General features: G+C 51.4%; 22 protein-coding genes. 7 read left to right on the forward strand and 15 right to left on the reverse strand.

Annotation, left to right across the window (positions count from 1 at the left end; all coding sequences use genetic code 11):
* Positions 1-12 precede the first annotated feature (12 nt).
* Genes QUE74_RS19345 through glcD form a run of 4 tightly spaced genes read right to left on the reverse strand, consistent with a single transcriptional unit; the run spans position 13 to position 4,207 of the window.
* Complete coding sequence (locus QUE74_RS19345; protein WP_001352944.1) at positions 13-417, reverse strand: GlcG family protein; 405 nt, start codon at positions 415-417, stop codon at positions 13-15.
* A gap of 4 nt (positions 418-421) precedes the next feature.
* A complete protein-coding gene (glcF, locus tag QUE74_RS19350; RefSeq protein WP_001194809.1) occupies positions 422-1,645 on the reverse strand; it encodes a glycolate oxidase subunit GlcF in 1,224 nt (407 codons plus the stop codon).
* Between the two features lie 10 nt (positions 1,646-1,655).
* Complete coding sequence (gene glcE / locus QUE74_RS19355; RefSeq protein ID WP_000943110.1) at positions 1,656-2,708, reverse strand: glycolate oxidase subunit GlcE; 1,053 nt, start codon at positions 2,706-2,708, stop codon at positions 1,656-1,658.
* Positions 2,708-4,207 (reverse strand): glycolate oxidase subunit GlcD, encoded by a 1,500-nt coding sequence (gene glcD / locus QUE74_RS19360; RefSeq protein WP_000026097.1) that lies wholly within the window; start codon positions 4,205-4,207, stop codon positions 2,708-2,710. The genes glcE and glcD overlap by 1 nt, the downstream gene beginning before the upstream one ends.
* Before the next feature lie 250 nt (positions 4,208-4,457).
* On the opposite strand from glcD, the gene glcC reads away from it, so the two are divergent.
* Entirely contained in the window at positions 4,458-5,222 is a 765-nt protein-coding gene (gene glcC / locus QUE74_RS19365; protein ID WP_001308944.1) for a transcriptional regulator GlcC, read from the forward strand.
* 6 nt (positions 5,223-5,228) lie between these two features.
* Here the strand turns inward: glcC and yghO are convergent, their stop codons facing one another.
* A complete protein-coding gene (gene yghO / locus QUE74_RS19370) occupies positions 5,229-6,371 on the reverse strand; it encodes a protein YghO (protein ID WP_001360971.1) in 1,143 nt (380 codons plus the stop codon).
* A 371-nt stretch (positions 6,372-6,742) separates the two neighbouring features.
* On the opposite strand from yghO, the gene QUE74_RS19375 reads away from it, so the two are divergent.
* Genes QUE74_RS19375 through spt form a run of 4 tightly spaced genes read left to right on the forward strand, consistent with a single transcriptional unit; the run spans position 6,743 to position 10,815 of the window.
* Complete coding sequence (locus QUE74_RS19375; RefSeq protein ID WP_071533191.1) at positions 6,743-8,452, forward strand: fatty acyl-AMP ligase; 1,710 nt, start codon at positions 6,743-6,745, stop codon at positions 8,450-8,452.
* On the forward strand, positions 8,449-9,363 hold the full coding sequence (locus QUE74_RS19380; RefSeq protein ID WP_001077124.1) for an NAD-dependent epimerase/dehydratase family protein: 915 nt from the start codon (positions 8,449-8,451) through the stop codon (positions 9,361-9,363). The genes QUE74_RS19375 and QUE74_RS19380 overlap by 4 nt, the downstream gene beginning before the upstream one ends.
* 31 nt (positions 9,364-9,394) lie before the next feature.
* Positions 9,395-9,643: an acyl carrier protein gene (locus QUE74_RS19385; RefSeq protein ID WP_000248097.1), complete on the forward strand. Its 249-nt coding sequence runs from the start codon at positions 9,395-9,397 to the stop codon at positions 9,641-9,643.
* Positions 9,643-10,815 carry a serine palmitoyltransferase gene (gene spt, locus QUE74_RS19390; protein WP_000524980.1) on the forward strand — a complete coding sequence of 391 codons (1,173 nt, stop codon included), beginning with the start codon at positions 9,643-9,645 and terminating at the stop codon, positions 10,813-10,815. Before QUE74_RS19385 ends, spt begins: the two co-directional genes overlap by 1 nt.
* A 34-nt stretch (positions 10,816-10,849) precedes the next feature.
* Here spt and lptG read toward each other — a convergent pair whose 3' ends face one another.
* The 7 genes from lptG to QUE74_RS19425 are packed head-to-tail and all read right to left on the reverse strand — an operon-like array spanning position 10,850 to position 17,320.
* Positions 10,850-11,929: an LPS export ABC transporter permease LptG gene (gene lptG, locus QUE74_RS19395; protein ID WP_001354967.1), complete on the reverse strand. Its 1,080-nt coding sequence runs from the start codon at positions 11,927-11,929 to the stop codon at positions 10,850-10,852.
* A complete protein-coding gene (lptF, locus tag QUE74_RS19400) occupies positions 11,926-12,996 on the reverse strand; it encodes an LPS export ABC transporter permease LptF (protein ID WP_000779656.1) in 1,071 nt (356 codons plus the stop codon). The genes lptG and lptF overlap by 4 nt, the downstream gene beginning before the upstream one ends.
* Before the next feature lie 30 nt (positions 12,997-13,026).
* Positions 13,027-13,587: a YtfJ family protein gene (locus QUE74_RS19405; RefSeq protein ID WP_001354968.1), complete on the reverse strand. Its 561-nt coding sequence runs from the start codon at positions 13,585-13,587 to the stop codon at positions 13,027-13,029.
* 11 nt (positions 13,588-13,598) lie between these two features.
* The gene (locus tag QUE74_RS19410) at positions 13,599-14,423 is read right to left on the reverse strand and encodes a hypothetical protein (RefSeq protein ID WP_000984956.1); all 825 of its coding nucleotides are present in this window, start codon (positions 14,421-14,423) and stop codon (positions 13,599-13,601) included.
* A complete protein-coding gene (locus QUE74_RS19415; RefSeq protein ID WP_000896872.1) occupies positions 14,423-15,772 on the reverse strand; it encodes a lipopolysaccharide biosynthesis protein in 1,350 nt (449 codons plus the stop codon). Before QUE74_RS19415 ends, QUE74_RS19410 begins: the two co-directional genes overlap by 1 nt.
* 45 nt (positions 15,773-15,817) lie before the next feature.
* Positions 15,818-16,576, reverse strand: coding sequence for a nucleoside/nucleotide kinase family protein (locus QUE74_RS19420; RefSeq protein WP_000339524.1), 759 nt, complete (start codon positions 16,574-16,576; stop codon positions 15,818-15,820).
* 30 nt (positions 16,577-16,606) lie between these two features.
* A complete protein-coding gene (locus QUE74_RS19425) occupies positions 16,607-17,320 on the reverse strand; it encodes a dTMP kinase (protein ID WP_001076266.1) in 714 nt (237 codons plus the stop codon).
* A 173-nt stretch (positions 17,321-17,493) separates the two neighbouring features.
* Here QUE74_RS19425 and QUE74_RS19430 point away from each other — a divergent pair, with 173 nt between their 5' ends.
* Positions 17,494-18,186 carry a dTMP kinase gene (locus tag QUE74_RS19430; RefSeq protein WP_001190762.1) on the forward strand — a complete coding sequence of 231 codons (693 nt, stop codon included), beginning with the start codon at positions 17,494-17,496 and terminating at the stop codon, positions 18,184-18,186.
* Positions 18,187-18,234: 48 nt separating this feature from the next.
* Here the strand turns inward: QUE74_RS19430 and pitB are convergent, their stop codons facing one another.
* Both pitB and gss read right to left on the reverse strand, forming a co-directional pair.
* Positions 18,235-19,734 (reverse strand): inorganic phosphate transporter PitB, encoded by a 1,500-nt coding sequence (gene pitB / locus QUE74_RS19435; RefSeq protein ID WP_000933296.1) that lies wholly within the window; start codon positions 19,732-19,734, stop codon positions 18,235-18,237.
* 291 nt (positions 19,735-20,025) lie between these two features.
* Entirely contained in the window at positions 20,026-21,885 is a 1,860-nt protein-coding gene (gss, locus tag QUE74_RS19440) for a bifunctional glutathionylspermidine amidase/synthase (RefSeq protein WP_001354969.1), read from the reverse strand.
* A gap of 204 nt (positions 21,886-22,089) precedes the next feature.
* On the opposite strand from gss, the gene yghU reads away from it, so the two are divergent.
* A complete protein-coding gene (gene yghU, locus QUE74_RS19445) occupies positions 22,090-22,956 on the forward strand; it encodes a glutathione-dependent disulfide-bond oxidoreductase (RefSeq protein ID WP_001352936.1) in 867 nt (288 codons plus the stop codon).
* A 122-nt stretch (positions 22,957-23,078) separates the two neighbouring features.
* Here the strand turns inward: yghU and hybG are convergent, their stop codons facing one another.
* Positions 23,079-23,327: a hydrogenase maturation factor HybG gene (gene hybG / locus QUE74_RS19455; protein WP_000334896.1), complete on the reverse strand. Its 249-nt coding sequence runs from the start codon at positions 23,325-23,327 to the stop codon at positions 23,079-23,081.
* Positions 23,328-23,335 lie beyond the last annotated feature (8 nt).

The following is a 23,335-nucleotide window of genomic DNA, read 5'->3' on the forward strand; positions in this document are numbered from 1 at the left end:
CCTCGTTTTCGCTTATTTCGCCAACACCGCTGCAGCCGCTTTCGCGACCTGCGCATCCTGTGCTCCGGTTAAACCAGAAACGCCCACGGCACCAATAATTTGCCCATCCACAATAACCGGTACGCCACCTTCCAGCGACGTCAGTAACGGCGCAGTCACGAACGCGGTACGTCCGTTGTTCACCATCTCTTCATAGCCCTTAGTTTCACGACGCCCCAGCGCGGCGGTACGCGCTTTCTCCTGGGAGATGTAAGCCGCAATCGGCGCGCAATCGTCCATGCGACTTAACGCCAGCAGATGACCGCCGTCATCGGCAACAGCAATGGAAACAGACCAGTTATTTTTCTGCGCCTCTTCCTGACCTGCGGCAATAATTGCACTCGCCATTTGCTGGCTAAGAATGACTTTAGTTTTCATTTTGTTATTCCTTTTCAAGGGCTTGTTCTACAATTTCAATCCAGTGACGCACAGAGGTACGACCGGCACTCGCCAGATGCATCTGGCAACCAATGTTGGCGGTGACGATCATTTCCGGTTTGCCGCTTTCCAGCGCATTCATTTTGTTATCCCGCAGCTGGCGCGCCAGATCGGGATGCGTTAATGCATACGTTCCCGCCGACCCGCAGCACAGATGGCTGTCGGGAACGTCGGTTAAGGTAAATCCAAGACGAAGTAACACTTTTTCTACTTCGCCGTTCAGCTTTTGCGCATGTTGTAGGGTACACGGGCAGTGGAAGGCCAGTTTTTTATCGCCGCGAATTGCCAGTTTTTCCAGCGGTTCCTTGCGCAGAAGTTCGACTAAATCGACCGCCAGTTCACTGACCCGACGCGCTTTATCGGCGTACAACGCATCACTTTTCAGCATCTGCCCATACTCTTTCACGAACGCGCCGCAACCGCTGGCGGTTTGTAAAATTGCCTCGGCACCGGCTTCAATCGCGGGCCACCAGGCATCAATATTATTTCGCGCCCGCGCTAGCCCTTTCTCTTGCGCATTAAGATGATAGTCCACCGCGCCACAACAGCCTGCTTCGTTAGCTGGCATGACGCTGATCCCCAGACGATCCAGCACTCGCGCAGTTGCCGCGTTGGTATTGGGCGAAAGCGTAGGCTGGGCGCAGCCTTCCAGCATTAAAACCCGGCGCTTATGGCGCAGCGGCGGACGCGGTTTGGCTTTCACGGTTCCAGCGGGCAATTTTGCTCTGACTTGCTCTGGTAACAACGGTCGCAGCACCAGCCCTACCTGCGTCAGCGCACGGAAGACCGCCGGACGCGGCACAACCTGGCGCAACCCTTCGCGCAGCATTCGTTCTGGCAGTGGGCGTTTCACTTTCTGCTCGACAATATCACGCCCGATATCCAGCAAATTGTGATAGCGCACACCAGAAGGACAGGTGGTTTCACAATTGCGGCAAGTGAGGCAGCGATCGAGATGCTCCTGCGTTTTAAGCGTGACTTCGTTGCCCTCCAGCACCTGTTTAATCAGATAGATGCGCCCGCGCGGCCCGTCCAGTTCATCGCCCAAAAGCTGATAGGTTGGGCAGGTTGCAGTACAAAACCCACAGTGAACACAGGCGCGCAGGATGCTGTCGGCTTCCAGCGCACGTGCGTTCTGAAGCATCTCTTCAGTTAACCGGGTTTGCATAGTCTGCTCCTTAAAGTTCCGCGTACATACGACCGGGGTTAAACACGCCGCAAGGGTCGAGCTGCTGTTTAAGCTGCTGGTGATAGCGGAATAAAGGAGCCGGTAGCGGGGCAAAGCCACCATCTCCGGCACTAAAGCGGGTCGCATGACCGCCTGCGTTGCGGGCAATGCGATGGATTTGATTGTCATCGGCTGTCGATTTCAGCCAACGTAACGCGCCGCCCCAGTCGATCAGTTGCTCGCCGGGTAAATCCATCATCGGCGCATCGGTGGGTAAGGAAATACGCCATAAAGTGCCCGGTAATGAGAAGAACGGCAGTTGTTGTTCACGCAATTGCTGCCAGAACTGACCCGCAACCTCTTCGCCACCCAGCAGTTCACGTGCTGCTTTTACCGATCCTTCACCGCCTTCAAGGCGGATCCACAACGCATTGTCGAAGTAACATAAGCCACTAATGGGTAATGGCTGGAGTTGCCACTGGGCGATTTCACTCATGGCTTCTTGCAGGCTTATTTCCCGACGCAAGCTCAGTGTGGCGCGCGGTCGCGGCAACACTTTCATCGAGATTTCAGTGAGCACGCCAAGACAGCCGTAGCTTCCGGCCATTAACCGCGAGAGATCGTATCCGGCAACGTTTTTCATCACTTCGCCACCAAAGCGCAGATGTTTTCCAGTGCCGGTAATGATGCGCGTGCCGAGGACAAAATCGCGAACCGAACCGCTCCACGGGCGACGCGGCCCCGCCAGCCCGCAGGCGACCATACCGCCCCAGGTGGCTTCGTCACCATAATGCGGTGGCTCGCAGGGGAGCATTTGCCCCGCGCTCTCCAGCGCCGCTTCAATCGCCACCAGCGGCGTTCCGGCACGCGCGGTAATCACCAGCTCGGTCGGGTCGTAATTAACAATGCCACGATGGCAACGCACATCCAGCGTTTGCCCGATGACAGGACGACCTAAAAAGGCTTTGCTATTGCTTCCCTGAATCGCCAGCGGCGTTTTATCGCTAATTGCCTGATTCACCTGCTCCAGCAGTACCTGGCTGTAATCACACTCGCGTAGCATCAGAAACGCTCCAGTTCAGGGAAAGGTAAATGACCGTGATGCACGTGCATGGCACCAAATTCAGCGCAGCGGTGCAGTGTGGGGATGTTTTTCCCAGGGTTCAGCAAACCATCAGGATCAAACGCCGCCTTGACTGCATGAAAGGTAGTAATTTCATCACTGTTGAACTGGGCGCACATCTGATTGATTTTTTCGCGCCCGATGCCATGTTCCCCACTGATACTGCCGCCTACTTCAACACAGAGTTCAAGGATCTTCCCACCCAATTCTTCCGCACGGGCGAATTCACCGGGTTCGTTGGCATCGAAAAGGATTAACGGGTGCATATTGCCGTCTCCGGCATGAAAGACGTTGGCAACGCGTAAATCATATTGCTGCGATAAACGGGCAATGCCTTCCAGTACGCCAGGCAACGCGCGGCGCGGGATGGTGCCGTCCATGCAGTAGTAATCCGGGGAGATACGTCCTACCGCCGGAAAAGCATTTTTGCGGCCGGCCCAGAAACGCACGCGCTCCGCTTCATCCTGCGCCAGACGGACGTCAGTCGCGCCCGCTTTCAGTAAGATGCCGTTAACTCGCTCGCAGTCTTCCTGTACATCAGATTCCACGCCGTCCAACTCACACAATAAAATTGCTTCGGCATCGACGGGATAACCGGCATGAATAAAATCTTCCGCCGCGCGGATCGACAGGTTATCCATCATCTCCAGCCCGCCGGGGATAATGCCATTAGCGATGATGTCACCAACTGCAAGTCCGGCTTTTTCTACCGAGTCAAAGCTGGCTAACAGAACTCGTGCCACAGGGGGCTTCGGCAGCAGTTTTACCGTCACTTCGGTGGTCACGCCGAGCATGCCTTCCGATCCGGTGAACAGCGCCAGTAGGTCAAAACCGGGTGAATCCAGCGCGTCCGATCCCAGCGTTAGTGCCTCGCCATCCAGCGTTTGCACTTCAATTTTCAGCAGGTTATGTACGGTCAGACCATATTTCAGACAGTGGACGCCCCCGGCGTTTTCCGCCACGTTGCCGCCAATGGAACAGGCGATTTGTGAGGAAGGATCCGGCGCGTAATAGAGATTATGCGACGCAACAGCCTGGGAGATCGCCAGGTTACGCACGCCCGGCTGCACACGCGCACGGCGACCAACGGGGTTAATGTCGAGGATTTCTTTAAAGCGCGCCATCACCAACAACACACCTTTTTCCAGCGGCAGCGCACCGCCAGAAAGTCCGGTGCCTGCGCCACGGGTCACTACCGGTACATGCAAACGGTGGCAGACAGCGAGAATCGCCGTCACCTGTTCCATCTGCTTAGGCAGAACAACCAGTAATGGACGCGTACGATACGCGCTCAACCCGTCACACTCGTAAGGAATGATCTCCTCATCGGTATGCAGGATCTCCAGTCCAGGGACATGCTCACGCAGTGCCATCAGTACCGATGTGCGGTCGACATCGGGTAAAGCGCCATCAAGACGCTCTTCGTACAAGATGCTCATGAGTAGGCTTCGCTTTGTTGTGTTGTGTGGCAGCTGATTTTTGCGCGCTGCTTCTGTGAACAGTTATTAAGCGGGCTTTTCGTTTTCGTCTATCTCTTTAGCTACCGGTCAGACCATTTTTTTTCCAGCTCTGTGACCTTTCTTTGGTTAAACTAATGTTAAATTGATGTAACATAATCACTTACGTGATGTGCGTGTTTTGCGAATCAAGAACAGAAAAATTGGTCCTACCTGTGCACGAGGTCCGGGAATGAAAGATGAACGTCGCCCTATTTGCGAAGTGGTTGCAGAGAGTATCGAACGGTTAATTATCGACGGCGTGCTGAAGGTCGGTCAGCCGCTTCCCTCGGAACGTCGACTGTGTGAAAAGCTCGGCTTCTCACGCTCCGCACTGCGTGAAGGGCTGACCGTGCTGCGCGGGCGTGGGATTATTGAAACGGCGCAGGGGCGCGATTCTCGTGTCGCACGGCTCAATCGGGTGCAGGACACCAGCCCGCTGATCCATCTGTTCAGTACGCAGCCGCGAACGCTGTACGATCTGCTCGACGTTCGCGCATTGCTGGAGGGCGAATCGGCAAGGCTGGCGGCAACGCTGGGAACCCAGGCTGATTTTGTTGTGATAACCCGCTGTTATGAAAAAATGCTCGCCGCCAGTGAGAACAACAAAGAGATTTCGCTGATCGAACATGCACAACTGGATCACGCTTTCCATCTCGCCATTTGTCAGGCTTCCCACAATCAGGTGCTGGTGTTTACACTGCAATCATTGACCGACCTGATGTTTAATTCAGTGTTTGCCAGCGTAAATAATCTCTACCATCGACCACAGCAAAAAAAGCAGATCGATCGCCAGCATGCGCGGATCTACAACGCGGTGTTGCAGCGGCTGCCACACGTCGCCCAGCGCGCAGCACGCGATCATGTGCGGACCGTGAAAAAGAATCTCCACGATATCGAGCTGGAAGGCCACCATTTGATTCGCTCGGCGGTGCCGCTGGAGATGAAGCAGGGGTGACTGCCATCAAATCTGCTTTTCATACAATCGGTAACGCTTGTACGGCTCCGCTCCAATGCGTTCCAGCATGTTATTCATGCCTGTATTGGTTTCGAGGATCCATGACATTTCCAGCGCATCGATCTTCCGGCGAGCAAACGGATCGCGTAAGGCTTCAATCAATAACAGCGCAATCACCGGGCCGATGCGGCTGAACTGATACTCGTCACGCACGCCCATCAGCGGCACTCGCGCAGTTCGCACACCGCTGACTTTTAAGCGCCACAGCAATTTTGCCCAGCCGAAGGGAAAGAGCGCTCCGTTCAGATCGGCAATCGCCTCGTTGATGTTCGGCAAGCCGACTATAAACGCGCAGGGAGCAGAATCAATCTCGGCGACGTAGATCATATCGTCCGGTACCAGATACTTTAGTTGATCGCCCATGGTAGCGAATTCATGTTCGGTAAACGGCACAAATCCCCAGTTGTGCTGCCAGCCAGAGTTGAAAATCTCACGCAGGATCAGCATCTCTTCGGCAAACCGCTGGCGCTTGATGCAGCGAATGGTCACCTTTTTGCGCACCTGATCCATCAGTTTTTTTAGCGCCGGAGAGAAAGTGAGATCGGTTCGTTGCATCCACCACGCCAGTAAATCAATACCTTTGTGATAACCCAATTGTTCAATATGCGCGGCATACCACGGTTTACCGTGCGGCATCATCGCACAGGGCGGAGTGTCGAAACCTTCAATCAGTAATCCGCTTTCCTGATTGATATTCAGGCTGAAAGGCCCGCTGATCTTACTTGCACCTTGTGACTTCAACCACGCTTCCGCTGCGCCAAACAACGCGGCAAAAACCTGCGGATCATCAATGGCGTCAATCATGCCGAAATGACCGGTATCGTCACCGTAACGCTCGCGGTGCAAGGTATCGATTTGCGCGGTAATCCGCCCGACTATCTGCCCCGCTTTTTTTGCTACCCACGCCTGCCAGATAATATGGTCCGTCCCCGGATTCTTCGCCGACAAATGCTCGCTGCGTTCAATGAACAAAGGGGGTATCCAGTTTGGATCATCGGGATAAAGTGATGACGGAAAAGCGATAAATGCCTTAAGGTCATTTTTATTAATTACTTTTTCAATTTTAATCATCAGCAGATCGCATTCCATATCTCTGTGGATAACAAATAATTAACGGTGACAAACAGATTGCAACAGCAACGAACGGCATCTTAATAATCAACCCAAAGAATACAAACAAAGAATAAATAGTATTTATTAATAATTAAGATAAGGTCAGAGACTACACAGAAGCGCCTCAATGCCTTTTGTCGATTTAAGGCAACCAAACAAGGCTTCTTCTTAATATATTCATAAATTAAATATAATTCACAATAAAAACAACAAAGCCAAACCTATTATTTAAATCAATGTTCAATATCGCACCGATGAAAATACTATCTCATTTATCTTTTATGCCTATATAATCCACCGCATTATTGTCATTTTATTTCTGATATCCAATTTTTTTCGTGGTGTATATGTCTAATAACATCTTTACGCATTCCCTACCTATGCGCTATGCCGATTTTCCAACGCTGGTTGATGCTTTGGACTACGCCGCTCTGAGTAGCGCCGGAATGAATTTTTATGACAGACGTTGCCAACTTGAAGATCAACTGGAATATCAGACGTTAAAAGCGTGTGCCGAAGCTGGTGCGAAGCGGTTGTTATCACTAAATCTGAAAAAAGGCGATCGCGTGGCGCTGATTGCCGAAACGAGTAGCGGGTTTGTAGAGGCTTTTTTTGCCTGCCAGTATGCCGGCTTAGTCGCCGTCCCGTTAGCGATTCCAATGGGCGTCGGTCAGCGGGATTCCTGGAGCGCTAAACTGCAAGGTTTACTGGCTAGTTGCCAGCCCGCAGCCATTATCACTGGTGATGAGTGGTTGCCACTGGTCAATGCTGCTACGCATAACAACCCCGAATTACATGTTTTAAGCCACGCCTGGTTTAAGGCATTACCGGAAGCCGATGTTGTACTCCAGCGTCCAGTTCCGAACGATATCGCCTACCTCCAGTACACCTCCGGCAGCACCCGTTTTCCCCGTGGCGTCATTATCACCCATCGCGAAGTGATGGCTAATCTACGTGCTATAAGCCACGATGGCATTAAATTACGCCCTGGCGACCGCTGCGTCTCCTGGCTGCCTTTCTACCATGATATGGGACTGGTCGGCTTTCTCCTGACCCCCGTCGCCACGCAGCTCTCAGTAGATTATTTGCGCACTCAGGATTTTGCCATGCGTCCGCTGCAATGGCTTAAATTGATCAGTAAAAATCGTGGCACAGTTTCCGTCGCGCCGCCGTTTGGCTATGAATTGTGTCAGCGCCGCGTGAATGAAAAAGATCTCGCTGAACTGGATCTCTCGTGCTGGCGCGTCGCTGGTATTGGCGCAGAACCCATCTCCGCAGAACAACTCCACCAATTTGCTGAATGTTTCCGTCAGGTTAACTTTGACGATAAAACTTTCATGCCGTGCTACGGACTGGCAGAAAATGCGCTGGCTGTCAGCTTCTCTGATGAAGCCTCCGGGGTTGTGGTTAACGAAGTGGATCGCGACATCCTTGAATATCAGGGCAAAGCCGTCGCGCCGGGTGCTGAAACACGCGCCGTATCGACTTTCGTCAACTGCGGTAAAGCGTTGCCGGAACATGGCATTGAAATCCGCAATGAAGCAGGTATGCCGGTCGCGGAACGTGTGGTAGGCCATATTTGCATCTCCGGCCCCAGCCTGATGAGCGGTTACTTTGGCGACCAGGTTTCGCAAGACGAGATTGCCGCGACGGGCTGGTTAGATACCGGCGACCTCGGTTATCTGCTGGATGGTTATCTGTATGTCACCGGGCGCATTAAAGATCTGATTATTATTCGTGGCCGTAATATCTGGCCGCAGGATATTGAATATATTGCGGAACAGGAACCGGAAATTCATTCTGGCGATGCGATTGCTTTTGTTACCGCCCAGGAAAAAATCATTTTGCAGATCCAGTGTAGGATCAGCGACGAAGAACGTCGTGGGCAGCTTATCCACGCACTGGCAGCACGGATCCAAAGCGAATTTGGCGTAACAGCGGCTATCGATCTGTTGCCGCCCCACAGTATTCCCCGAACGTCCTCCGGCAAGCCTGCCCGTGCGGAAGCGAAAAAACGTTATGCTGCAAGCCTTCATGTGCAGGAATCCATGGCATGAATCAAACTGTCGCGGTGACGGGCGCTACCGGGTTTATCGGTAAATATATTATCGATAACCTGCTCGCCCGCGGCTTTCACGTTCGCGCATTGACGCGTACTGCCCGCGCTCACGTCAATGATAATCTCATCTGGGTGCGCGGTTCGCTGGAAGATACACATTCGCTTAGCGAACTGGTTGCCGGAGCCAGCGCGGTGGTCCATTGCGCCGGGCAAGTGCGCGGACACAAAGAAGAGATTTTTACCCGCTGTAACGTTGACGGCAGCCTGCGCCTGATGCAAGCGGCAAAAGAGAGCGGCTTTTGCCAACGTTTTCTGTTTATCTCTTCGCTGGCGGCGCGCCATCCCGAACTCTCCTGGTACGCAAATTCCAAACACGTCGCCGAACAACGACTGACCGCAATGGCTGACGAAATTACGCTGGGCATTTTTCGCCCGACAGCCGTGTATGGTCCCGGCGATAAAGAGTTAAAACCGCTGTTTGGCTGGATGCTGCGCGGCCTGCTGCCACGACTTGGTGCGCCAGATACACAGCTCTCTTTCCTGCACGTCACCGATTTCGCGCAAGCCGTGGGGCAGTGGTTAAGCGCCGAAACTGTACAAACGCAAACCTATGAATTATGCGATGGCGTCGCCGGCGGCTATGACTGGCAACGCGTACAGCAACTTGCCGCCGACGCCCGTTGCGGTTCCGTTCGAATGGTTGGTATTCCTCTGTCGGTACTCACCTGCCTTGCGGATATCAGTACCGCGTTGAGTCGCCTGGCAGGTAAAGAACCTATGCTGACCCGCTCGAAAATCCGTGAATTAACCCACGCCGACTGGTCAGCAAGTAATAACCGTATTTCTGAAGATATTAATTGGTTTCCCGGGATTAGCCTGGAACACGCATTACGCAGCGGGCTATTTTGATTGTCTTGTTTAAAGGTGTGTTAACGTTTCTATGGTAAATCGTGAAATAGTAATGGATTACATCCTTTCCTGTTTACAGGATTTGGTCGAAAACGGTGTGGAAATTAAGCCCGACAGCGATCTCGTCAACGATCTTGGCCTGGAGTCGATCAAAGTGATGGATCTCTTAATGATGCTGGAAGACAGATTCGATATTTCCATTCCTATTAATATTCTGCTGGATGTCAAAACCCCTGCGCAATTAATGGAAACTCTACTTCCATGGCTGGAGAATAAATAATGGGGCTATACGATAAATATGCGCGCCTTGCTGGCGAGCGACTGCAATTTAGTGACAACGGATTAACGCCGTTTGGTACCTGTATTGATGAAGTGTACTCCGCCACTGAAGGCCGTATCGGCAATAAAAAAGTGATTCTGGCCGGGACTAATAATTATCTCGGTTTAACTTTCAATCATGATGCCATCACCGAAGGTCAGGCAGCATTAGCGGCACAAGGCACCGGCACTACCGGTTCTCGTATGGCTAATGGCAGCTATGCGCCACATCTGGCGTTAGAGAAAGAGATTGCCGAGTTTTTCAATCGCCCTACCGCTATCGTTTTTTCAACCGGTTATACCGCTAATTTAGGTGTCATCAGCGCACTTGCCGACCATAACGCCGTGGTGTTACTGGATGCCGATAGCCACGCCAGTATTTATGACGCCTGTTCTCTCGGTGGAGCGGAAATTATTCGTTTCCGCCATAACGATGCTAAAGATCTGGAACGGCGCATGGTTCGCCTCGGTGAACGGGCAAAAGAGGCGATTATCATCGTTGAAGGCATCTACAGTATGCTCGGTGACGTTGCGCCGCTGGCGGAAATTGTTGATATCAAACGTCGTCTCGGTGGTTATTTGATTGTCGATGAAGCGCATTCGTTTGGCGTGTTAGGCGCAACGGGGCGCGGACTGGCTGAAGCCGTTGGCGTTGAAGATGATGTGGATATTATCGTTGGTACTTTCAGTAAAAGTCTGGCCTCGATTGGCGGTTTTGCTGTCGGTTCGGAAGCGATGGAAGTGCTGCGCTACGGCAGCCGCCCGTATATTTTTACCGCCTCTCCTTCTCCGTCCTGCATTGCGACCGTGCGCTCGTCGTTAAGAACCATTGCCTCACAACCAGAGTTGCGGCAAAAGCTGATGGATAACGCCAGCCATCTGTATGACGGTCTGCAAAAACTGGGTTACGAGTTAAGTTCACATATTAGCCCGGTAGTGCCAGTAATAATCGGTTCGAAAGAGGAAGGTTTACGCATCTGGCGCGAGCTTATTTCGCTGGGCGTTTATGTGAATCTTATCCTGCCACCTGCCGCGCCTGCAGGCATCACGCTGCTGCGCTGTAGCGTAAACGCTGCCCACACTCGTGAGCAAATCGATGCCATCATTCAGGCATTTGCTACTCTGAAGCAGTAATGTGAGCCCGCTGTGGTGCTGCGCCACGGCGGGTTTAATGTTGACTGTCATACCAATACACCAGGCTCAACGCCACCAGCATAAACGCTATCGGTAAACCGAGCGCGGTAACAGGTGCGCTCAACGCAAATAGCAATCCCAGATTGACCATGATTTGATAGCTGCTCCAGGTGAGTAACCCCACGATGACGCCTACAGCGAGACGGCTACCCATCCCAGGCGAACGCGGGGCACTAAAGGTAAACGGCACAGCCAGCAAAATCATCGCAAGGGTCAAGATGGGTTGTCCCAGTTTTTCCCACAGTGCAAAGCGGTATTCGCTGCTGGGTTGCCCGGTTTCCTGCAAATAATGGATGTAATGATTAAGTTGACGGACAGAAAAAGTATTTCCCGGCATCGATAACTCTTCAAGATTCATACTGGTGAAGGCCGATTGCCAGGCAAGATTATCAGATGTTTCCAGCGTTTCTTTGCCATTCAGCCATTTTTTATGATTCACACCATGCAGGATCCACGTTTTGTCGTCTTCAATGGTGGCACTGCGTGCATAAATGTAGGATTCGAGCGAGAGATCGTCGCGGTAATGAAATATCTCCACGCCCACCGGCTGGCCCTGCTCGTTCAGCGATTTCACCGTCACAAATTCATTACCACGCCTGGCCCACAGCATATTGCCGGTAATGTCATCGTCCTCCCCCAACGCAGTGGCAGTCGATTTGATTTGCAGCGCCTGTTGCTGCAATGGCGACGCCACCCACTCATCTATCGTGCCTAATGAAACAGTCCACAATATCCCGGCAACCAGCGCCACCAGTGCAATACGGAAGATAGAAAACCCCGTGCTGCGAATGGCGGTAAGCTCACTGTTTTTCGATAACTGCCCCAGGCCGACAATCCCTCCCAATAAGGCGATAAACGGCGAAAGTTCGACCAGTGTGCGCGGTAAGGTCATCAGCACCACCAGCACCGCCTGAGTCCAGCGATAACCACCCGGGCTGACATCATCCAGTTCGTTAATCAGGTTGAAGGTGGTAAAGAGCGGCAGCAATAGCCCTGCGGCGGCGGCAAAACCGAGAAAGAGATGACGAATTAAATAGCGACTGAAAACATTCATCGGGAAAATTTCTGCAGCAAAGAGAAGTCGCGTGCGACCAGCATCAGCAGGCCCATTAGCATGAGTCCGGGTACTAACCACAAACCAGGAATGAGGGGAATCGCGCCGTTAGCCACCAGCGTACGGCAGACGTCGCCGCCATAAAAAATGGCAACAAACAGCAACGTCAGTGGCAATAACGTTGAAAATCGCCCTTGCCGCGGTTTTACCCGACTTAATGAAATGGCCAGCAGCGCCATCAACAATGCTGTCAGGCCACGGCTTTGTCGCCATTGCAGTTCGGCATGATCGGCAGGAAAGGCGGAGCGCGCCAGCTCCGTGACCGATTTTGCTTTGCGTTTGACGTTAGGGCTTTGATCCAGCGGATTCAGATGCAATTGCAGATTACGGTAGATCTGTTCGTTGTCGTCACGCCCCTGATGATCGAGAAGATAGGCGGTCCCGTTATGCAACATAACGGTCGGTTTCTCGGGTGATGGGTCAACTACATCAACCGAACGGGCGCGGAAAATACGGGTTCGATTGGCAGTAGAAGTATAAATCAGCACGTCAGTCAGGCGATTATTATCCTGATCAACCGTCTGCGAAAGGATCATTCGTCCGTTATCGTTAGTGTTAAATTTCTTTGCCCGCAACTGGCGAACATCCAGCTCCGACTGCGACTGTTGCTCCAGTTGATAAATCTGCGCATAAGCCCACGGACGACCATACATCGACAGAAGGGTGACAAAAATACTTAGCGGTATCGCCAGATAAAGAACGGCTTTGTACAAGCGTCCCGGACTCCCCCCCGCCGCAGAAATAGCGGTAATTTCCGAGTCGGTATACATCTGCCCTAGCGTCACGCCAACTGACACATACAGTCCAACAGGTAACAACATCTCCAGTGCAATCAGCACCTTGTAGAAAACAATATCCAGCACAACATCAAGAGCTAATGTCCCATTTGCCGCTTCGGTCAGATAACGCTGTGCGGAGTAGCTGGCGAAAATAAAGATCAGAAAACCGACGATAATCAGCACCAGACGGCGCGTACCACGCATGATGTAGTGTTCAACCAGCTTCATCTCACTAACGCCCTCAATCCTTTGAGTTTTTTATTCATTGATCAGCTTCTGCGCCAGCGCAATGACATGATCTACCTCTTCCGGCGTCAGGCTGCCGTCCTTTGCCCACTGAATTTGCCCGGCTTTATTCAGCACCAGAATGGTTGAACTCTGCTCCGGCAACCGCCAGACAACGCGTCCCTGTCCATTGCCGTCAATAACGAATTGCGCCCACGGATAGCGGCGTTTATTTTTTTCGATTTTGCCAACGACAAAATAGCCAGTACCAAAGATGGCATCATCGGTGTTCACAATGGTGGTGGGCTGAAAACGATCCTGCGGAAAGTTTGCCGCTTCAACCGCTTTAATTAACAGTGAGTTCTTTTTCTTCGCCGACTTACGCCCGGCGATATACTGAATAATGCGGACTTTTCCCGCCAGCTGTGTGCTGTTCCACTTTTGGTAGTGAATTTCGTCGTCGCTATTCAGAAGCAGCTCGCCGCCTTCCTGGATATAAACAGGGGTAACCGTTTTACCAGTGACGAAATTGTGCGCCTGCACACCCGGGGCTAAGAGCATGATAATCAGCGCAATAATCAAACGAGATGACATCATTGCTCCGGTTATAGCGGAAAACGCGAAATCAGCAGTTCTAAGCGCTGACGAATATCGCTATCCAGCGCCATCGGTGCATCATACGACTGGCGGTTTTCCATATCATCCGCCACCATGTCGTCGTGTTTATCCCCCATCAGGCCATTAATGGCGGCGAGGAAGCGGGAAATCTGTAACGCTTCTTTATTTTCAGGATCAAGCGATCTTAGGGTGTCGTAATAAGAAACCTGCTGGCTGATTATTTTTCGTACATCATGAAATTCCCTGCCAGTTAGCCGTGGTTTGGCAATAATCTCTTTCAGGAGGTGCATTTGCTTTTGCCGATAGGCAATAAAACCGCTTACGCTTTCTAACTGGCTATGGCGTAATGAATAGTTCACCAACAACCAGACCGGAGAGCTTAAATAAATCCGTAAAAGGTTGCCGTAAAACGACACAATATTTTTCTTACCGTTACGAAAGCCGTCCTGAAAACGTCCAAGAAAAACGGTCGTTTTGCCAAATAAAAATCCGGCCTGATGCTTTTTTAAATACAACCGTTGGGCAAAACGTAGATGCTTATAACGCGCCCGCATATATTTAAACTGTTTACGCTCGTCAGCCGTAAGCCCCTCGCCTTTGGCTTGTTTGTGGATTAAACGCAGTAATTCCTGACGATCAACGCCATTCAGCCAGAATTGCAGGCATAACGCGTAATTATCATGAATGATTTCGGTGGTACAACCTGTTGCGATAGTCGGCGGTAAACTGACCTGCGCATCAACGACATCATCTTCTTCAACTGCAATAAATAGACGCTCGCTCGCCTCAAGCGGGAAATATTTTCTCATCATCAGGATTTCTCTCCGGCTGCGTTATAAAGCAAGGAATGGCGCTGAAAAAATGCCTTTAAGGTTGGAATTAACGAGAGCACCACATCCAGACATTGCCCACCGAAGTAAGCAAATGCAGCCCCCAGCACGCCAAACAGATGACAGAACATGAACAGCAATACGATGTAGCCGATTGAGGCGATGGTTTGCGCCACGAGAAAAGCGCGCTGTTTTCCCGCCATCAATAGCAATGACTCCTGTGGGAAGCCCAGCATCGAAATCACAATTGCGCCAAGCATCACCTGAATCAGGTCATACGCTTCGAGATACTTAACGCCAAACACCAGCGAAATGAGCGGCTTGCCGACGATCAACACCGCGAGCGCCACCAGAATACCGATTCCGCCCGCCAGTAAACCGGACTTCACGCCTAACAACCACGGTCTGGTGGTACGCGGATCTAAACGCATCACCTCTGGGTAAAAACTTTTGCCCAGTAAACCCGCTGGCGTTCCGGCGGCATCGAAGAATGTCATGGCGATTTTAAATAACCCGGCGGCAGCGGGTCCTAACACGATCCCCACCAACACTGTGCTGCACGAGTTACGTGCCGACCAGATGGAGTGGGCAATGTTGGTTGACCAGACAAAACTCCACGCGCCTTTAATGTGTCGGGCAGACTCAAACAGATTCAATTTGAAGGCGTTATGGATATTTCTGCGGCGTAATTCGCGCGCGGCAAACCACCAGTACATGGTGCCGCCAACCAGATTCGATGCGTACCAGGCAATAACAAAACCCGCAAAACCAAAATCAAAATACCAGGCTACGACGCTCCCCGCTGCGCGCAGAAAAGGTTTCGTCGCCTGCTGTACAGCAATCAAATCGAAGCGATCTACTGCACGCAGAATGCCGGTCGGTGTGGAGGAAGCCATTGAAGGAATGAGCGTGCAATACAGCGCTGCCAGCCAAAAGCTTTGGTCATCCAGACCTAATGAATGGGAAAGAAAAGGGAGTAAGGCAATGCCGCCGACAATCGCCACCGCGCCGCTGACGATATCCAACGAGAAGGAAAATGAGACGACATTGCGAAATTGCTGCGGATTATTATTGGTCAAGGCTGGCGTTCCGTACTGAACCACCAGCTGCCATGTCTGAAACTTAATAAAATCGCTGATCGACTTGGCGTACGATTGCACAATCACCAGTACGCCAAACATGGCGGGCGTCATCCCTTTACCGGCACACGAGAGCGCCAACAGACCCAGCAAAGCGCTCACGACATTACTGGAGCCTAACCAGGCGCTATTGCGAATAATGGTGCGAAACGCGCCATCTGCAAACCAATGTTTGATGTTAAACCCCGCCAATTCAGCCTGACCTTATCGTTGATAATAAAAAGTATCCCGCCAACCTTAAGTTAAACTTCGGCGGTCAGAAACGATTGCAACCAGAGAAACCGCCTTCTGTGCCTGTTCCAGCACTTCGCTGTAGGGCGCTCTGGAATCAATCTCAAGAATTTTTGTGCCGTTATAGCCAATCGTCGACATGACACCGATTTTGTCCTGCAGCTCGGCATAGTCATGGTCAGGCTTGCGGGAGATGGCAGTATCAATATCAATCCCCAAACGAATAATTAATTCAGGACGGTATTGCGCCATTTTTTGGTATAAACGCCGTTCGCGCTGGGCCAGAAACATGCTGATTTTCCCGGTCGCACGCTCGATGCCAATCCCCGGTCCGTCATAATAAAAGCCCGAAATTTCAGCCTGCGGGAAGCGATCGCTGACCACCAGAACGCCACTTTGCGCCAGTCGCTGAACCTTGCGTAGATTCGCCATTCTTCGCAGCGAGAAGCAGTACATAATCACCGCCGCCCATAGCGCCGGAGATTTGGTTTTCATGCTTTGGGTTTTCGAGGATTTGGCCGCCAGTCGCCGTTCCAGCCAGACGCCAACGAGCGGCAACCGTTTGATTTTGTCGCCGTCTTCGCCGGAGAGCAGCCCCAGATAGCGGCGCTCGGTTTGCCAGTGTTGTTGCAGCGATTTCACCAGGTCAGTGGTCAGTGTGGATTTACCGGTGCCATCACACCCGACCACCGCAATCAGCCCCGGAATGTAGTTGGGCTGCGGCGCGGTTGTACTATTAACAGTTTGTGTTTGTAGTGCATCCATTCGTTAAATCATCCCCTATCCATTTGGTGATCAGGAAAGCGCGGCGTGAATTGCGCGTAGTGACGCTTGCAGAATTTCATCGGCGGGTTGCCGACCATCCAGTTCAAGGATCTTTGCACCATTGAATGTCAGTTGCGGCGTAACAGCGATTTTTTCCTGTAACGCCGCCAGTTGGTGGTCAGGTTTACGCGCAAACGCGGTTTGTTCATCAATGCCAAGACGAATCAACAATACGGGCAAATAAGACGCCATCCATTGGTAAAGTTTGAGCTCGCGCTGTCTTAACATTTTTATCCAGCCGTTACCGCCCGTGTTTTTTGCCAGTTGCGGGCCATCAAAGCGAAAACCCGGCACTTCAACCTGCGGGTAGCGGTCGGTGATGAGCAGATAGCCTTGCTGGCTTTTACACAACATTTTGCGAAACTTATACGCCCGCCAGCAGGAAAGCAGATAGATAACCAGCGCAGTAATATTGCCAGGCGGTGTGGAGGGCTTTTCGTGCACATGTGCCGCTTTACTTCGCAGATAACGCCCAAAAGGTGCGCCAATAACAGGGAGCTGTGAAATCCATTCGCCAATTCGCCCGGACGATTGCCCGAGATAAATGTGTTCTGTTGGCATTGTTGCTGCCAGTTCATTTACCAGGCTTGCCGTGAGGGTCGATTTACCTGAACCATCACATCCTACAATGGCAATAACACGCACTGGCGTGGAATTAATTATTGACATATTACGTTGATTCACGAAAAACCCGGCAGCAAATAATGTATTGAATATTACGTGGTCCGTGCTCAGAATATCCGTTCAACCTTATTGTGACAATGGTTAATTGTGACATTGACCTGAATTACGCTTTCATAAAAACATATTAACCAAATAAATATTTTGGATGGATATTTAAATTTAAGGATATATTCATGCAGTCAATAACACCTCCATTAATTGCCGTTATTGGTAGCGATGGTTCAGGCAAGTCAACGGTGTGTGAACATCTTATTACCGTTGTCGAAAAATATGGTGCTGCCGAAAGAGTTCATTTAGGAAAACAGGCCGGAAATGTCGGTCGTGCAGTGACAAAATTACCGTTGATGGGAAAGTCTCTGCACAAGACTATTGAAAAAAATGAAGTGAAAACGGCAAAAAAATTGCCGGGTCCGGTTCCGGCCCTGGTGATCACCGCTTTCGTCGCCCGCCGACTGTTACGCTTTCGTCATATGCTCGCCTGTCGTCGTCGCGGGCTGATTGTCTTAACCGATCGTTATCCTCAGGACCAAATTCCTGGCGCTTACGATGGTACGGTGTTCCCACCTAACGTTGAAGGCGGCCGGTTTGTCTCATGGCTGGCAAGCCAGGAACGTAAAGCATTTCACTGGATGGCGAGCCATAAGCCTGATCTGGTTATCAAACTCAATGTTGACCTTGAAGTTGCCTGCGCGCGTAAACCCGACCATAAACGGGAATCGCTGGCGAGAAAGATTGCCATAACGCCACAGTTAACCTTTGGTGGTGCACAACTGGTTGATATCGACGCCAATCAGCCACTGGAAAAGGTGCTGGTTGATGCAGAAAAAGCGATTACGGATTTTATGACCGCGTGTGGTTATCACTAGTCAAAAATGGAAATGCCCGATCGTCAGGACCGGGCATTTTCAGGAAGGTTAAATCAACTGCAATGCTATCCAGTACAACCCACCAGACAGAAAAATCGCCGCCGGTAAAGTAAACACCCACGCCATCAGGATGCTGGTTACCGTTTTACGCTGTAACCCACCGCCGTCCACCACCATCGTCCCTGCTACCGCAGACGAGAGGACGTGCGTTGTGGAGACGGGCATCCCAATATAACTGGCAAGGCCGATAGACACTGCCGCCGTCATTTGTGCCGCCATGCCTTGCGCATACGTCATGCCGCGCTTACCAATCTTCTCACCGATGGTCATCGCTACACGACGCCAGCCAATCATGGTGCCAATGCCGAGCGCCAGTGCTACCGCCATGATGATCCACACCGGAGCGTACTCAATGGTGCTTAACATATCGCTGCGCAGTTTTTTCAGCAGGTTCTGATCTTCTTTACTGACGCCTGGCAGTTTCGCCAGCTTCGCAGAGGTATCAGAGATGCACAGCATAATGCGGCGCAGCTGGCTGCGCTGACTCACGCTTAACGGCTCGTAGCTTTCCATATTACCTGGCAACATCGTTTTAACGCGCGCAATCGCATCAAAGGTATTTGCCGGATGACAATGAAACTCCGTTACTTGCGTGCCATCAGTCGATGCCGCAGGCAATGGAGGTTCCATCGCAATCAACTTCTGCGGCAGTTCAGGATGCTGTTGCAGATAGTGTTCAAAGTTGGTGACGGCATCGCGGGTACGGGTAATTTCATAGCCGGACGCATTCATATTGACGACGAAACCAGCAGGAGCAATCCCCACCAGTACCAGCATCACCAGTCCGATCCCTTTCTGCCCGTCGTTCGCGCCGTGCGAAAACGCCACGCCCGCAGCGGAAACAATCAGCGCAATACGCGTCCAGAATGGTGGCTTACGTTTGCCTTTTTTCTTTTTGCGATCTTCCGGAATGCGGTGAATACGGTCACGCTTTTTCGTCCCGCTCCAGTAGCGGCGCAGCAGGAATATCAGGCCTCCCGCAATGACCAGGCCGACGATAGGGGAAACAATCAGCGAGGAGAAAATTTTGGTCACTTCACGCAGGTTTAACGCATCCATCACCGATGAGCCGGTTAAAAGCGCGTTGGTTAAACCGATGCCGATAATCGCACCAATCAAGGTATGCGAACTGGAGGCCGGTAAACCAAAGAACCACGTTCCCAGGTTCCAGATAATCGCCGCCAGCAGCATGGAAAAGACCATCGCCAGGCCGTGAGTTGACCCCATATTCAGCAACAAATCGGTTGGCAACATATGGACAATGGCATAGGCAACGCTAAGTCCGCCTAGCAATACGCCAAAAAAGTTAAAAAATGCCGCCATCACCACGGCAAGCTGTGGCTGCATGGCACGAGTATAAATAACGGTTGCCACCGCATTCGCCGTGTCATGAAAACCATTGATTGCTTCGTAGAACAACACAAATGCCAGAGCAAGTAATAACAAAAGCCCTGTGTATATATCAAGGCCAACAAATAAATTTAGCATATATTAGATTACGCCATTTTGAATTTACGAACGAACGCATTATCAGTGACTTTCACGGCGCGGGCAAAGTGAAATATCATCTTTTAACGATAAAAAGAGAGTTATTTCTTGTGTATCAGACAATAAGCATTCATTCAAAATATTTAAAAATAATTAGAACACAGGTATTCTGCTGGTTGATATATTCACATATAAAATGAATAGACATTGAAATATATAAATATTGAATATTTTGATTAATCCCCGTACTGACTATTCTTCATAATCAGTACGGGGTTGCTACAACATGTATTACTCTTTCACCACAATTAACGGTTCAATATCACTCTCTTTTTTGATGACCAGTGATTCATCACCGCGCAAGCAAGTACCGCCGTAGTTGCCGCCAACGGTGAAAGTACATACCTGGATGTATTTACCGTCCACTTTCGGCAAGCACCACAGTTGCTGGTAAATGTTTTTCTGCTCGGCAAATTTACCGCTGGTTTTGTCCAGCACCTCTTCATGATGGCTGACAAGGTCGATATTGCTGCCACAGCGACCGGCAATCGGCTTCACGGCGTAACCGGTTTTCACCAGTTCATCATTCACGGAGAAATCGGTATCCAGCAGGTAACGATGGTGCGGGAACAGCGACCAGAGGATCGGCAGAATCGCTTTGTTGCCGGGGATCACCGTCCACAGCGGCTCAAAGACCAGCACTTCCGGGCGCAGCAATACGTCAATTAAACGCACTTCATTTTGCGGATGACCGGTACGGATCGGCACCGCAGCAAACTCACGGTCGCTAACTTCACGAATCTGATCAAACGCGGTTTCCCACGCCCAGGTTTTCCACACACAGTTAACCTGTCGCCCTTCCCCATCAATCAGTTGCCCGGCAGCATCCCAGCCCAGTTCATCCAACCCACGCAAGATACGCGTTTCAAAGCCCGCCTGGTGCAGCGCCTGCTCCATAAACTGCGCGTGATAGTTTTCCTCGATATCTTTGTCCTGCATGATATGGACAAACGGACGTGCACGACTGTGTTTCCAGGCACCAGCCAGTTCGTTAATCAGCCCTTCCGCAGGATTGAAGCCGTTGCCTTTATAGCCCTGCTCCGCCCAACGTTCGAGGATCAAGCCCGCTTCGGTATGACAGGAGGCGGAATCGGCGTTGTATTCGTAGACCTTCAGGCCACGTTCGTCCATGCAGAAATCCATACGACCGGTGATCATATGGTGACGGCGACGCTGCCAGGAGAGACGCAAACGTGGCCAGAGGATTTTCGGAATGTCGAACAGCGCCAGCAGGTTGTCATCTTTTAGCACCTTGTCGGTTGCGTGAAGATACATCAGGTGCAGCTCGTTGGTGGCTTTAATCAGCTCCTGCTCTGCGCTCTCGGTAATGGTGTAGTAATGATACGGATCCTGATTGATCACCTGACCGTTGGCCTGCACGTAGGCATTTTGTAGCGGATCTTTTTCATCCAGCCATTTACCGTCAAACTGACCTTTGTTTTCCAGACGCGCTCCGCTGATTTTCAGCAGCTCGCCTGCAATTTCCGGCTGCGGTAAGCTGTAGTCGGTATCTTCCGTCTGGATCATCCAGCCCAGAATGGTGGTGTCATCAAACGTGTCTTTAAGGGTATAGCAGCCGTTTTCGACCACCATCTCCAGCTCGCGTGTCCACTGTTGCCCTTGCGGTAACGGGGAATGAATCACGTTCTGTTCCGCAATACGGACTTTGTTGCCATGCAATTGAGTAATGATGGCGACATGGCCAGTGTCTTTAAATTCACCGCCTTTATCCCAGATAAGAAGCGCACCCGCGACCGGCGCACGCGGCGAGCCGTTAGGAAATGCCTGCAATGGCAGGATGTTGTCATTAACCACTTCACGCAGGAAGCGCAGCGAGAAAATCTCCCACGCCATACCCACGTCAGTGAAGACCACACCGTAATTCAGAAAGAGAAAACGGCGAGCAAATTCAACGCATTGCCATTTGTGGCCCATATATTCGTCGTCGATATAGCTACGGAATACGGCGTCATCTTCGTATTCCTGCGGATCGAGAGAACTGTAATCTGAAGAGTAGATTGCTACCCCACCTGGGGCGTAGCCCAATAATGTCCCGAACGGGGCATCCTGGCTGGTCGTTCCTTTGCTCATCACTTTACCTTTAACAATACAACCTAAGCAGTTGGCGTAATTGTTGTGCTCTGATTACCTGCTCAGCGACATTAACCGGACAGAGGTCAGACTAATCATACACCTCATCGCAGCGGCTGGCGCAAAGGGTTAAAAAATTCACATTCTGTACAGCAAGTGACCTGCTACACTGCTTCAACACTACCACTCAGAAGGCAACTCACTATGACAGACAATACTTATCAGCCCGCGAAAGTCTGGACGTGGGATAAATCCGCTGGCGGCGCGTTCGCCAATATCAATCGCCCGGTTTCTGGTCCAACGCATGAGAAAACGCTGCCGGTGGGCAAGCACCCGTTGCAGCTCTATTCTCTGGGCACGCCAAACGGTCAGAAAGTGACAATTATGCTTGAGGAGCTGCTGGCGCTGGGCGTTACTGGTGCAGAGTACGACGCCTGGCTGATTCGTATTGGCGATGGCGATCAATTCTCCAGCGGCTTTGTCGAAGTGAACCCAAACTCGAAGATCCCGGCGCTACGCGATCATACCCATACTCCGCCGATCCGCGTGTTTGAGTCTGGATCGATTCTGCTTTATCTGGCGGAGAAATTTGGCTACTTCCTGCCGCAGGATCTGGCGAAACGTACTGAAGCAATGAACTGGCTGTTCTGGTTACAGGGTGCCGCGCCGTTCCTCGGCGGTGGTTTTGGTCACTTTTACCATTACGCGCCGGTGAAAATTGAATACGCCATCAACCGCTTTACCATGGAAGCCAAGCGCCTGCTCGACGTGCTGGATAAGCAACTGGCACAGCATAAGTTTGTTGCGGGCGATGAGTACACCATTGCGGATATGGCAATCTGGCCGTGGTTTGGCAACGTTGTGTTAGGTGGTGTGTATGATGCCGCAGAGTTTCTTGATGCGGGCAGTTATAAGCATGTACAACGCTGGGCGAAAGAAGTAGGCGAACGTCCGGCGGTGAAGCGTGGGCGTATTGTTAACCGCACCAACGGACCGCTGAATGAGCAGTTGCATGAGCGCCATGACGCCAGTGATTTCGAGACGAATACGGAAGATAAGCGTCAGGGGTAAGGGTTGGTGTTCGTCGCAGCAAGCCATCCAGGCCGGATAAGGCGTTCACGCCGCATCCGGCAATCGTGCACAATGCCTGATGCGATGCAGCCGCGTCTTATCAGGCCTACAAAAGCTAATCATCACGCGCTGGTAATGTCGTAATCCATTTGGCGCAGTGCGTCTAATGTGGCTTTGGCTTCATCTTCGTCGATGATGCTCATGGCAAATCCGACGTGTACCAGTACCCACTGGCCCAGCAGATCGGCAGGATTACCTTCACAAATCAGGGCGATATTCACGTCGCGCTTGATACCACATACTTCAACCTGCGCAAGCTGGTGAATATCTTCACCGACAGCCAGCACCTGGCCTGGAACGCCAATACACATTGTTAACT

This window comes from Escherichia sp. 10290 (genome assembly GCF_030295155.1).
GTDB classification, from domain to species: Bacteria; Pseudomonadota; Gammaproteobacteria; order Enterobacterales; family Enterobacteriaceae; genus Escherichia; species Escherichia coli_F.

Excerpts from the sequence above, each read along its gene's own strand:
- QUE74_RS19345 (WP_001352944.1), bottom strand. The coding sequence starts at position 417 with ATGAAAACTAAAGTCATTCTTAGCCAGCAAATGGCGAGTGCAATTATT.
- glcF (WP_001194809.1), bottom strand. The coding sequence starts at position 1,645 with ATGCAAACCCGGTTAACTGAAGAGATGCTTCAGAACGCACGTGCGCTG.
- glcE (WP_000943110.1), bottom strand. The coding sequence starts at position 2,708 with ATGCTACGCGAGTGTGATTACAGCCAGGTACTGCTGGAGCAGGTGAAT.
- glcD (WP_000026097.1), bottom strand. The coding sequence starts at position 4,207 with ATGAGCATCTTGTACGAAGAGCGTCTTGATGGCGCTTTACCCGATGTC.
- glcC (WP_001308944.1), top strand. The coding sequence starts at position 4,458 with ATGAAAGATGAACGTCGCCCTATTTGCGAAGTGGTTGCAGAGAGTATC.
- yghO (WP_001360971.1), bottom strand. The coding sequence starts at position 6,371 with ATGGAATGCGATCTGCTGATGATTAAAATTGAAAAAGTAATTAATAAA.
- QUE74_RS19375 (WP_071533191.1), top strand. The coding sequence starts at position 6,743 with ATGTCTAATAACATCTTTACGCATTCCCTACCTATGCGCTATGCCGAT.
- QUE74_RS19380 (WP_001077124.1), top strand. The coding sequence starts at position 8,449 with ATGAATCAAACTGTCGCGGTGACGGGCGCTACCGGGTTTATCGGTAAA.
- QUE74_RS19385 (WP_000248097.1), top strand. The coding sequence starts at position 9,395 with ATGGTAAATCGTGAAATAGTAATGGATTACATCCTTTCCTGTTTACAG.
- spt (WP_000524980.1), top strand. The coding sequence starts at position 9,643 with ATGGGGCTATACGATAAATATGCGCGCCTTGCTGGCGAGCGACTGCAA.
- lptG (WP_001354967.1), bottom strand. The coding sequence starts at position 11,929 with ATGAATGTTTTCAGTCGCTATTTAATTCGTCATCTCTTTCTCGGTTTT.
- lptF (WP_000779656.1), bottom strand. The coding sequence starts at position 12,996 with ATGAAGCTGGTTGAACACTACATCATGCGTGGTACGCGCCGTCTGGTG.
- QUE74_RS19405 (WP_001354968.1), bottom strand. The coding sequence starts at position 13,587 with ATGTCATCTCGTTTGATTATTGCGCTGATTATCATGCTCTTAGCCCCG.
- QUE74_RS19410 (WP_000984956.1), bottom strand. The coding sequence starts at position 14,423 with ATGATGAGAAAATATTTCCCGCTTGAGGCGAGCGAGCGTCTATTTATT.
- QUE74_RS19420 (WP_000339524.1), bottom strand. The coding sequence starts at position 16,576 with ATGGATGCACTACAAACACAAACTGTTAATAGTACAACCGCGCCGCAG.
- QUE74_RS19430 (WP_001190762.1), top strand. The coding sequence starts at position 17,494 with ATGCAGTCAATAACACCTCCATTAATTGCCGTTATTGGTAGCGATGGT.
- pitB (WP_000933296.1), bottom strand. The coding sequence starts at position 19,734 with ATGCTAAATTTATTTGTTGGCCTTGATATATACACAGGGCTTTTGTTA.
- gss (WP_001354969.1), bottom strand. The coding sequence starts at position 21,885 with ATGAGCAAAGGAACGACCAGCCAGGATGCCCCGTTCGGGACATTATTG.
- yghU (WP_001352936.1), top strand. The coding sequence starts at position 22,090 with ATGACAGACAATACTTATCAGCCCGCGAAAGTCTGGACGTGGGATAAA.
- hybG (WP_000334896.1), bottom strand. The coding sequence starts at position 23,327 with ATGTGTATTGGCGTTCCAGGCCAGGTGCTGGCTGTCGGTGAAGATATT.